Origin of the sequence: Candidatus Accumulibacter vicinus (assembly GCF_000584955.1) — a bacterium.
Taxonomy (GTDB): domain Bacteria; phylum Pseudomonadota; class Gammaproteobacteria; order Burkholderiales; family Rhodocyclaceae; genus Accumulibacter; species Accumulibacter vicinus.
Genome location: NZ_JDSS02000053.1, coordinates 127,460 through 137,834 on the forward strand (window position 1 = coordinate 127,460; position 10,375 = coordinate 137,834).

A 10,375-nucleotide genomic window follows, 5' to 3' on the forward strand; every position below is an offset into this window, starting at 1 on the left:
GCTTCCTCTCCGAGTGCCGGGTCGAGCGGCTCGCCGATGTGATCGATGAAGATGCCGGGCCGGTCGGCGAGCCGGCGGGCGGCGGCGAACAGCGTCTGCGGAGACTTCTCGTCGCGCAGGTGCCCGACCATGACCGCGCGCAGATGCTGCCGCGATTTGGCCAGCGTCCGGCGTTCGCTGGTCGATTGAAAGATCACCCGCGCCTTGTCGCGTACCGCTTCCGGCAGCGCCTGTGGCGCACGTTCCTGCAGCACGATCAGCGCTTGCGCCAGCGCCAGCGAGCGCTGTGCTTCGGCATCGGTCAGGATGTCGCGATAGAGGTCGGTGCCGGTGAGGACCACTGCCAGCCCATGCTGCGGATGCATCGCGCTCCAGAGGGCGATCGCCGCTGCCGAGCGGCGTGCATGCAGCGCGATCATCGCCGCGTCGCCAGCCGCCAGTGCGTCCGGCCAGTCCCGGACGACGCGCACGCGGTACGTGCCGGCCAGATGCCGCTGCCAGCGGCGGGCTGTCTGCCAGTTGCCGTTGTTGGCGTCGCGCAGCGCCGGACTGACGATCACCAGTTGCGGCGTACTAACGGTCATGACTTTCATGATCGGGGATGCCTGGAAAAGTCATGACCGTTTCCCTCCCTTGCAAGGTGCATTCCGGCTACAATCCTGGTCATTGCCTGCCCCCGCCGATGAACACAGACATGACCACCGGCATTGCCGAAACCGCCCGCCGTGGGGGTCGCGAATTCCTTGCCATGGCGCTGCATGCCAGCCGCGCACGCACGCTGGCACTGCTCGACGCCTATGCTGCCACGCTCGGCGATTCGCTGAGCGTTCCCTATTCGCCGCAGCTCAATCCGCCGCTCTGGGAAGCAGGACACGTCGGCTGGTTCCAGGACTACTGGATCGCCCGCAACCACCAGCGCGCGTGCGGAACCACCTGCGACCCGGAGCATGAACGTCCCGTCGGGCGTTTGCCACAAGCCGATGCACTGTACAACTCGAGCCGCGTCGCGCATACGATGCGCTGGCAACTCGACCTGCCCGACCTCGCTGCGACGCGGGCCTATCTCGCCGAGGGCCTGGCGGAAACGCTGTCGCTGCTCGCAACCACGCCGGAAACCGACGTGGCCCTGTACTTCTTCCGTCTGGTGCTGTTCCACGAGGACATGCACGGCGAAGCCGGCATTTACATGGCGCAGGCACTGGACATTCCGCTGTCTGACGCGCTGCTGGCAGCGGCCGTCCCGTTGCCGGAAGCGCGGCTGCTCGTCGTTCCCAGTGGGCAGTGGACGCTCGGCTGGAGCGGCGACGGATTCGCCTTCGACAACGAACTCGCGCCGCATGCGCTGGCCATGCCGACGTTCGCCATCGACAGCGAAGTCGTCAGTTGGCGGCGTTACCTTCCCTTCGTCGAGGAAACCGGCGCCGCAACGCCGCGTTACCTGCGCCGGCACGCCGGCCATTGGCAGCAGCGCGTCTTCGGGCAGTGGCAAGACCTGAGGCTCGACGCGCCGGCAACGCATCTCACCTGGAGCGAAGCCGAAGCGTGGTGCCGCTGGGCTGGCCGCCGCCTGCCGAGCGAAGCGGAGTGGGAAATGGCAGCGCTGAGCCGGCCGGATTTCCACTGGGGTCAGGTCTGGGAATGGACGGCCAGCCGCTTTCTGGCCTACCCTGGCTTCGCCGCCCACCCCTATCGCGACTATTCGGCACCCTGGTTCGGCGACCGCTACGTGCTGCGCGGCGCCAGCCGGGCGACCTCGCCGCGCCTGGCGCATCCTTGCTATCGCAACTATTTCACGCCCGAGCGCAACGACCTGCACAACGGCTTTCGCAGTTGCGTCATCTGATCGTGGTCTGGTCATCGGCTCACGCCGGTGCGGCGAAAACCGCGAACCAGCCGCGTGCATCGCACCAATGGCGGGGTCTCAAAAAGCCGGCGCTTTCGAGCAGCGCCGCGAAATCCTCGCTGCGCCACTTGTACGAGCTCTCGGTGTGGATACGCTCGGCCGCCGCGAAGCGCCGTTCGCCGCCGGCCCAGCGCACCGTCGTGTCGCGCAGTGCCTGCAGATGCATTTCGATGCGCGACTCGCGACCGTTGAAGAAGGCGACGTGGTGCCAGTCGGTGATGTCGAAGTCGGTGCCGGCGAGCCGGTTCAGGTGCCGGAGCAGGTTGCGGTTGAACGCCGCGGTGACACCCAGAGGGTCATCGTAGGCCGCTTCAAGGACATCGACCGGTTTGACGAGATCGACGCCAATCAGCAGCGAGCCGCCGCAACATTCGGCGTGTGCCTGGCGCAGGAAAACCAGCGCCTCATCGGGCGTGAAATTGCCGATGCTCGAACCGGGATAGAACAGGGTGCGCGGTTCCGTGCCGACCTCGGCCGGCAGGCGCAGCGATTGCGAGAAATCGAGACCGATGCCCAGCATCTCGATTGCCGGATGCTTCTGCTGCAGGTTTTCGAGCGACTCGCGCAGATAGTGCAGCGAGATGTCAACCGCCACGTAGCGGCGCACGCGCAGCGCCGCGAACAGGCGGGCAGCCTTCTCGCAGTTGCCGGCGCCGAGGTCGACCAGCGTTGCCGACAGGCCGAGCGCGGCTGCCATGGCGTCCTGGTGTTCGGCGAAGATCGCGGCTTCGGTGCGCGTCAGGTAGTATTCGGGCAGTTCGGTGATCGCCGCAAAAAGCCGCGAGCCGAGTGCGTCGTAGAGGTACTTCGGCGCGATCGTTGCCGGCGCTGCACTCAGGCCGGCGAGCAGATCGGCGCGGATCGCCGGCGCCGCGTTTTCTGGCATTGCCGGCGCGACCTGCAGGAGTCTCATCGGCTGCTCTCCAGCGACAGCGCGGGCAAGGGGCACGGTGGATGGCCGGCCGGTTCGGCGTGCGCATCCGCGTAGGGAACCGGCCAGTCGAGCAAGCGGCTGGCCACCTCGCAGCGGGCGCGCAGATCGTGCGCGTCGTTGCCGCCCAAGTGCAGGATGCCGTAACGGTAAGAACCCAACCACCTGAAATCGCGGGCGATCTGCCCCGGCGTCTTGGCGAAGCAAAAGAGCATGGCGTCGGGAAACTGCTGCGCCAGCTGGTGCCGCTGCCGCCGGTTCGGCATGGGCGGCGGTGCTGTCGCCGGGTCGAAACTGCGATAGACGAAACTCGCCGCCACGCCCGCGCCAGGCTCGGCACGTGGCAGGAACTGCGGGTCGTTGCCGTGTGCGAGTGCCAGCGCGACGCGATGCGGGTCGACCCCATCGACGCGCAGATAGAGATCGGAAAACTGTGCTGCCATGCGCGGATTGAACTCGATCACCGTCAAGCGGCCGAGCGCTTCGTCGTAGAAGAACTCCATGTTGAACAGGCCGTGCGTGAAGCCCACGGCGTGCAGGAAGCGCCGCGCGACATCGACCGCCCGCTCGCGCATGCACGTCGGCAGCGAGCAGGGATAGACGAAACGCATGAAGCTCTGCGTGCCCGGATACATCACCGATTCGACGAAACCAAGTGTGCGCAGCTCGCCGGCGAAGACGTAACCATCGAGGTTGTATTGCTGTCCGCCGGCCGGTGCTTCGAGCATCAGCCGATGCGCACTGCCGGCTTGCGACAGACGCTCGGCGACGATCCGCTCAAAGGGTTCGACCAGATGGCGGATCACCCACCGTTCCCAGGTGCCGAAGCGCGTCATCGTCGTCAGCTCGTCGCGACTGTCCACCTGGCGCGCGAGGATCGAGAAGGCGGCCTTCACCGGCTTGACGAACACCGGGTAATCGATGCCGTCGGGTATCGGTTCGCCGTAGCGCGTCGGCAGCAGCTCGCTGTGCGTGTTCGCTTCCGGCGCCACCGCCTGCAACACATGCCGCGCGTGCAGCTTGTGCTGGCAGGCGAGTACCGCGGTCACCGGCGTCCCTGGCCAGCCCATGCGCTCGGCAAGCATCGCCGCGGCCAGCGCACCGAACTGCTCGTGGTTGGAAGTCACCGCCTGCCAGCGCTTGCGGTTCGCCTTGCGTGCCAGCCGGTCGACGAAGCACTGCAGATCGAAACAGGCCAGGCGGGTGTTGCTGGGAAACGTAAACAGGTCAAAACCGGCGCTGTCGACAGGAAATGTCTGCTGCCAGCGGAAAAAGCCCAAACGGTCCCAATCGTAGTTGAACAACACCAGGGTGCGCGGCAGGGAGGCCGGCGAGCGCTTCTCCAGCGCGCGCGCCAGCAGTTTTGCTGCCCACGGCAGGAGTGCAATCAGCGCCAGCGAGATCAGGGTCTGGGGCGACAAGATGTCGCCGACAGCATCGATCCTTGCCAGCTGGGTGCCGGCATTCACATAGACGAAGGTTGCGGCGAGCATGCCGACGAAGCTGATCCAGAAGAAAGTCCAGGTCGTCATGCAGGTCAGGCCGGCGGCGGCGTTGACCAGTGCGAAGGGGACGATCGGCAACAGGCGCAGGCTGAACAGGCAGGCAGGGCCGTCGCGGGAGAAACGCGCCTCGATGTCGGCCAGGCGACCACCCCACTTGCGCATCACCCACGGCCGCAGCAGATGGCGAACTGCCAGCATCGTCAGCGTCGCACCGAAGGTGCACGCTGTCAGGCAGATCAGCGTGCCGGCGAGCGGCCCAAAGGCCGAGCCGGCGGCCAGCATCAGCAGCGAGGCGCCCGGCAAGGCCAAAGCCGCCAGCAGCACATGCGAGAGGAAAAGGAGCAGCGCCGCGGTGACCGGATACGCCCGCACCAGTTCGAGAAAGCTGCTGTGATGTGTCCGCCATTTTCCGAGGGAGAGGATGTCTGGGCTGACCATGTCGCCTGCCAGCCACAGCAGCGATCCGGCCGCCAGCGCGGCGATTGCCAGGCGTGAATTGCGCGACAGGGACGCAGTGCTCTGCGCTTTCTCCAAATGTTCGTTCAAGGCTGACTCCCCGCCACGGCGGCCATCAAAGGTCTCGTCGGGCCGTCCGGAATTATATTCGATGCCTGTCGGGCGAGGGCGTTCTGTTCAAATGGGCAGCTCGATCTGCTGGGACTCCGAGGAACTGGCACAGCACTCGAACCCCGGCACAACGAACAGCGGGATCGGCAGAGGAGCGCCGGCAACACCTCAGAGGGGCGCAGCCACGCTCAGTTGCAGCGGCCGGCTCACGTTGAGGCGGAAACGACCGCGCCCGGTTTTCTCGATGGCGATAAAGGAACAACGTTCGGCGAGCCGGCGTTGCAGCAGGATCAGACGGGCGTCCAGGTTGTCGGTGATATCCGGTAGACCAAGAGTGGTATCCAGGCGCAGTTCCCGGTTGGTGAACTCGGCACGGCCTGCGTCCATGTGTTCCCGCAGCAACTTCCAGATGATGGCGCCGGCCACGCCCTTGATCAGGTAGTCGTTGTCCACGAACACGCTGTGGTCGGCGGGAAAATGGCGGATAAGCACCCGTGTGCCCTGCGACGCCGCGGCAGGCGGGCTGCTGGAGGCGGGTGCGGCTGGTTCCAGGGGCAGATCCGTGCTGCGGGACAGGTAGTCGATGCACATGGCCAACTGACCCGCCAGTATCACCAAGGCGTCCTCGTCCTCAAAGGTGAAGCGCTGTTCCTCGGCGCTTTCCACCAACAGCACTCCCAACAGGCGTCCGCCCAGCAGCAGGGGCACGGCCAACTGGCTACCCGCTTCCACCAGACCTGGGAAGGGAATCTCGGTTTCCAGGGCGTAGCCATCGACGCTGGCGGCGAAACGTTCCCGGGTGGCGTGGCTGTAACGGTATTCCTGCACCGCATACCCGATGCGGATGGGCGTGCGTTCCCTGGCGGCGACGCCAACAATGCCTTCGCCCATGCACACCTCGGAGCCCACGCCGGACTCCGCGTAGCCCCGGCTGGCCACGGTGTAGAGCCGTTTGCCGTCCGGGTCTGCCATGAGCAGCATGGAATGGCAGATGTCCCAGTGCCGTTCCAGGCCTTCCAGCATCGTGTCGAGCAGGCGGGCGAGATCGGCACAACCGGCGAGAACGGCCTGGTAGGCGCGCAGGCCAGAGAGCAGGTTGGCGCGCGGAGGGATTTCCGCGTCCACGTCGCCACTCACCGCCACCACTTCCAGTACCCGGTAGATGTCGGAACCCAGCAGGCGGAACACCTTGCTCATGCCCGAGTGGGAGGCGATGGCCGCCAGCCGGGCTTTCATGTACGCGAACAGGGGCCCCGCGGTCTCGGTACGCAGGTATTCAACCTGGAGGCAGAAGTGGGCGGCGCTCACCGGGTCCACCACCTCCACCGTGGCGCGGTGGTTAAGGAGGATGTTTTCCCGGGTCTTGTTGAAGAACTGGTAGGACAGGGCCACATGCTGGTCGTCCACGAAGTGGACGTGGGAGAGCTTGGCGACGTTGGGCATGCCGTCCGCCGCGCAGGTGGCGATGGTGGCGGGTACCGCGCCCTCGAAGCAGCGCCGCAGCGAGCGCAGGCTGAGCGTCACGGGTTGGGCTCCAAACGCATGCCCGCTTTGGGTCCGGGGGTCTGCTCGAACACCGCTTCGGGGGTGAAGGCCACACCCACCGCATCGTCCCCGGCCGGTGCCATCAACGCCCGGGAGAAGTTTTCCGAATAGCCCAGGGCCATGATCTCGGCGATGAACGCGGCGCCGCTGGCGAGCATGATCTCCCGATCGCCTGCCGCCAGCCGCTGGATGCGCGCGCCGGCGGCCTTGAGCTGGAGGGTCACGTGGGTGGCGGGCCGGCTGAAGACGGCAGCGATAGGTGCGCCCGCCGCCAGGTCGTCCAGGATCCTCCGGGAACGCGGTTGCGAGAGGAACACCACCACTTCCCGCTGGTCGTCCGACACGCGGCAGCCGAAGGCCCGGGCGATGGAGGGCACCCGGGCAGCGTCGTGGGACGCCACGTTGATCGCCACCGGGCCGCCCAGAAACGCGGCTTGCGCGGCATCCAGCAGTGGGGGGTTGGCTTTCGTTTGGAGCATGGTGGCAACAACCAAATGTCTCGATCAGGAATGTTGGGTGGATTCTACAAGTTTAGCTCGCACCCACGTTCCGGTGCCCTTTAGTAAATTATTAGCAATTCGGTATGAAACACTTAGCAACGCGCCTCGCCGCGGGAGCCTAGTCTTCGTATTGCACGTGCCGTCCCCTTTTTCTATTCTCATCGGAGGTCATCCACCATGCAAGCTTTCGCTCTCGCCCTCGCGACCCTGTCATTCCTCTCCATCCTCTCGCTGTCACCCGCGTCGGCTGCTTCCGGCAACGACGCGCGCCTCATCGAGCGCGGCAAATACCTGGCGCAGGTAGCCGGTTGCAACGACTGCCACACGCCCGGCTACATGCAAACCGAGGGCAAGGTGCCGGAAAACCTTTGGCTCACCGGTACCGACGTGGGATTCCAGGGGCCGTGGGGCACGAGCTACCCGGTCAACCTGCGCCTCTACATGGACAAGATGGGCGAGGCCCAATGGATCGCCAGAGCCCGCCAGCCCATGCGCCCGCCCATGCCCTGGTTCAACCTGCGCGAAATGTCGGACAAGGACCTGATCGCCCTGTACCGCTACGTACGTTTCCTCGGCCCCGCCGGTGACCCCGCGCCGGTGGCCGTCGCCCCCGGCCAGCCGGTGGCCACCCCCTATGTCGAGTTCGTGCCCAAGAACCTGCCGCTCGGCAAGCAGGCCAGCCGCTAAGCGAAACGCAAGGAGACCCGACCATGCAACAAGCACCCAAAACACCCCCATCGCCCCTGACCCGTCTGGAAACCATGCTCCTGATCCGCGCCTACGAGCACCAGCTCGTGGAACTGCAAAAGAACGGTGCACCGGGCACCTGCACGAGCGTCGGCCAGGAGGCCTGCGCAGTCGGCGTGGTTGCTGCCCTGGAAAGCCGGGACCGCATCGTCACCAACCACCGCAGCGCCGGCCACCTCATCGCCCGAGGCGCCGAGCCGCGCCGTCTGATGGCGGAAGTGCTGGGTCGCGTCGACGGCTACTGCGGCGGCCGAAGCGGCAGCCTGCACATCTCGGCCAGGGAGCTGGGCGTGGTGCTCACCTCCACCATCGTCGGTGGCGAGCTGTCAATGGCCCCCGGTGTCGCCCTGGCCCAGAAGATGGGCAAGGGCGAGCCCGGGGGCATCGTCGCCGTCTTCTTCGGCGACGGTGCCGCCTGCGAAGGCATCTTCCACGAGGCCCTGAATCTGGCCGTGCAATGGCAACTGCCCTTGCTGTTCGTTTGCGAAAACAACCAATGGCAGGCCTTCGTGCACCGCTTGGAGACCATGCCCGACAACGCCATCGCCAACTGGGCCAAGGGCCATGGCCTGCCTGTGGAAACCGTGGACGGCAACGACGCGGAAGCGGTGCTGGAAGCCGCCGCCCACGCCATCGCCCACATCCGGCAAGGCGGCAGCCCCGCTTTCCTGGAACTCGTCACCTACCGCCAGCGCGGCCACTTCGAGCCGGACGACCAGGCCTACGTGGCCCCGGCCGAACTGGACTACTGGCGCGCGCGCGACCCCATCGACCGGCAGGTCCAGCGCCTAAAAGCGCAAGGCCTGATCGACGACAATGGCCTCACCGCGCTGGAACGGCAGACACAGGCAAGCATCGCCACTGCCCTGGCCTTTGCCCAGACGAGTCCCTGGCCCGCCCCGGAAACCCTCACCGACCACGTCTACGCTTGAGAGAAAGGATTACCCATGAGCACGATGATCCAAATGACTGCCGCTCAGGCGATCAATCTGGCCTTGCGCGAAGAGATGCGGCGGGACCCCGACGTGTTTTTGATGGGCGAGGGCAGTGCCACCAAGCACCGCGATCTGGTGGACGCCTTCGGCCCCGATCGGGTGCGCAACACGCCGCTGGCCGAGGCGATCATCGCCGGCACCGCCGTGGGCGCCGCCGCCAGCGGCCTGCGCCCGGTCATCGATCTGCTGTTCGCTCCCTTCATGACCTACGCCATGGACGCTCTGGTCAATAGCGCTGGCAAACTGCGCTACCTCTCCGGCGGCCAGTTCCGCTTCCCCTTGGTGGCCATGGGCATGACCGGCACCGGCTGGTGTGTGGGCGCCCAGCACAACCACAACATCGAGGCCATGTTCGTCCACACCCCTGGCGTCAAGGTGGTGATGCCCTCGGAACCAGCGGACTTCAAGGGGCTGCTCAAGGCTGCCATACGCGACGACAACCCGGTGCTGTTCTTCATCGACCTGGGGCTGCTATGCCAGGAGGGCGAGGTGACCGAGGATCCTGACTTCATCATCCCACTGGGCAAGGCTGCCATCCGCCGCTCCGGGGATGACATCACCCTGGTGAGCTACGCGAAGACCGTGGCCGTGTGCTTGCAGGCCGCTCGGCAACTGGCAGAACGAGGCATCTCGGCGGAAGTCGTCGACCTGCGCAGCCTCAAACCCCTGGACGAAAACACTGTGCTGGACTCGGTGCGCAAGACCGGCCGCCTGATGGTGGTGCATGAAGCCAGCGGCCTGTGCGGCATCGCTGCCGAGCTTGCTGCCCTGGTTTCCACCAAGGCATTCCCCAGCCTACGTGGCCCAGTGGTGCGCCTGACCGGACCGGATGCCCCCATCCCTTCATCCTGGGCGCTGGAACAGGCGGTCGTACCCCAACCCGAGAGGGTCGTGAACGCCACCCTGGAACTGCTGGGCGCAGCGCACTCGGTTAACTGAGGTAAGTTGGCAACATGCCGTCCGACGTTTTGTACAATTTGCCAGACGGAGCACTGAATATCCGGGCCCATGGGTCTTTACAAGACCTGTTGGCCGTTACCCCCATCCACTGCGAGGAGAGTCACATGGCCAAGTCCACCACTACCTATTGGAACGCCCTGGGCCCGGAGAATCGTGAGCGTTGGACATCCATAAAGGGATTGGAAGGAATGGCCGAAGAACTGACTCGCAGTTATCCAGACTCTCCGGGACCATGTTCCGCGGGCAAAGCAACCGCTTGATTCACCGTCCATTGCCTGAGAGGGCAAAGTCACCCTGGAAATTTCGGAGGTGTCATTGACCGTCAGCGTACCAGATTGTAGAATGCCCGCTTTCTCGGGGCGTAGCGCAGCCTGGTAGCGCATCTGCTTTGGGAGCAGAGGGTCGTGAGTTCGAATCCCACCGCCCCGACCAGTCGAACAAATGCCTGTGGCAAATGTACCGAAGTACCAAACGTACCAAGAGGCGGCAGGAAGCAGTGACCAGGCAATGTCGTGCTCGCGCCCGTAGCTCAACCGGATAGAGCACCGGCCTTCTAAGCCGGGGGTCGTGAGTTCGAGTCTCGCCGGGCGCGCCAGAATAGTGGCGGTGTTAGCTCAGTTGGTAGAGCACTGGATTGTGATTCCAGTGGTCACGGGTTCGAATCCCGTACATCGCCCCAGTAACGATCCCTCGGAAGAGCCGGGGGGATTCCCCATTTTTGG

At 65.4% G+C, this 10,375-nt stretch carries 8 protein-coding genes, 3 tRNA genes and 1 pseudogene; 7 read left to right on the forward strand and 5 right to left on the reverse strand.

Annotation, left to right across the window (positions count from 1 at the left end; genetic code table 11):
• A pseudogene (locus tag CAPSK01_RS20925) lies at positions 1-593 on the reverse strand (TIGR04348 family glycosyltransferase); the annotation flags it as partial.
• 23 nt (positions 594-616) lie between these two features.
• On the opposite strand from CAPSK01_RS20925, the gene senA reads away from it, so the two are divergent.
• On the forward strand, positions 617-1,843 hold the full coding sequence (gene senA / locus CAPSK01_RS20930) for a selenoneine synthase SenA (RefSeq protein ID WP_273704220.1): 1,227 nt from the start codon (positions 617-619) through the stop codon (positions 1,841-1,843).
• A gap of 19 nt (positions 1,844-1,862) precedes the next feature.
• Here the strand turns inward: senA and egtD are convergent, their stop codons facing one another.
• From egtD to CAPSK01_RS20955, 4 genes are all read right to left on the reverse strand, one after another.
• Positions 1,863-2,816, reverse strand: coding sequence for an L-histidine N(alpha)-methyltransferase (gene egtD, locus CAPSK01_RS20935; protein WP_273704221.1), 954 nt, complete (start codon positions 2,814-2,816; stop codon positions 1,863-1,865).
• Complete coding sequence (locus tag CAPSK01_RS24270) at positions 2,813-4,885, reverse strand: VTT domain-containing protein (RefSeq protein ID WP_273704222.1); 2,073 nt, start codon at positions 4,883-4,885, stop codon at positions 2,813-2,815. The genes egtD and CAPSK01_RS24270 overlap by 4 nt, the downstream gene beginning before the upstream one ends.
• A 189-nt stretch (positions 4,886-5,074) precedes the next feature.
• A complete protein-coding gene (locus tag CAPSK01_RS20950) occupies positions 5,075-6,430 on the reverse strand; it encodes a GAF domain-containing protein (protein WP_034931498.1) in 1,356 nt (451 codons plus the stop codon).
• On the reverse strand, positions 6,427-6,930 hold the full coding sequence (locus CAPSK01_RS20955; protein ID WP_034931501.1) for a hypothetical protein: 504 nt from the start codon (positions 6,928-6,930) through the stop codon (positions 6,427-6,429). The genes CAPSK01_RS20950 and CAPSK01_RS20955 overlap by 4 nt, the downstream gene beginning before the upstream one ends.
• 198 nt (positions 6,931-7,128) lie before the next feature.
• On the opposite strand from CAPSK01_RS20955, the gene CAPSK01_RS20960 reads away from it, so the two are divergent.
• The 6 genes from CAPSK01_RS20960 to CAPSK01_RS20985 all read left to right on the forward strand — a co-directional run bounded on the left by CAPSK01_RS20960 (position 7,129) and on the right by CAPSK01_RS20985 (position 10,332).
• Complete coding sequence (locus tag CAPSK01_RS20960; protein WP_034931504.1) at positions 7,129-7,638, forward strand: c-type cytochrome; 510 nt, start codon at positions 7,129-7,131, stop codon at positions 7,636-7,638.
• A 23-nt stretch (positions 7,639-7,661) separates the two neighbouring features.
• Positions 7,662-8,630 (forward strand): thiamine pyrophosphate-dependent dehydrogenase E1 component subunit alpha, encoded by a 969-nt coding sequence (locus CAPSK01_RS20965; protein ID WP_034931507.1) that lies wholly within the window; start codon positions 7,662-7,664, stop codon positions 8,628-8,630.
• A 24-nt stretch (positions 8,631-8,654) separates the two neighbouring features.
• On the forward strand, positions 8,655-9,632 hold the full coding sequence (locus tag CAPSK01_RS20970) for an alpha-ketoacid dehydrogenase subunit beta (RefSeq protein ID WP_034931721.1): 978 nt from the start codon (positions 8,655-8,657) through the stop codon (positions 9,630-9,632).
• A gap of 376 nt (positions 9,633-10,008) precedes the next feature.
• A tRNA-Pro gene (locus CAPSK01_RS20975) sits at positions 10,009-10,085 on the forward strand.
• Between the two features lie 86 nt (positions 10,086-10,171).
• Positions 10,172-10,248: transfer RNA gene (locus CAPSK01_RS20980), tRNA-Arg, on the forward strand.
• 8 nt (positions 10,249-10,256) lie between these two features.
• Positions 10,257-10,332: transfer RNA gene (locus tag CAPSK01_RS20985), tRNA-His, on the forward strand.
• The last annotated feature ends 43 nt before the right edge of the window (positions 10,333-10,375 follow it).

What these genes read in the sequence shown, in the direction of transcription:
- senA (WP_273704220.1), top strand. Translation starts at nt 617, where the DNA reads ATGACCGTTTCCCTCCCTTGCAAGGTGCATTCCGGCTACAATCCTGGT.
- egtD (WP_273704221.1), bottom strand. Translation starts at nt 2,816, where the DNA reads ATGAGACTCCTGCAGGTCGCGCCGGCAATGCCAGAAAACGCGGCGCCG.
- CAPSK01_RS20955 (WP_034931501.1), bottom strand. Translation starts at nt 6,930, where the DNA reads ATGCTCCAAACGAAAGCCAACCCCCCACTGCTGGATGCCGCGCAAGCC.
- CAPSK01_RS20960 (WP_034931504.1), top strand. Translation starts at nt 7,129, where the DNA reads ATGCAAGCTTTCGCTCTCGCCCTCGCGACCCTGTCATTCCTCTCCATC.
- CAPSK01_RS20965 (WP_034931507.1), top strand. Translation starts at nt 7,662, where the DNA reads ATGCAACAAGCACCCAAAACACCCCCATCGCCCCTGACCCGTCTGGAA.
- CAPSK01_RS20970 (WP_034931721.1), top strand. Translation starts at nt 8,655, where the DNA reads ATGATCCAAATGACTGCCGCTCAGGCGATCAATCTGGCCTTGCGCGAA.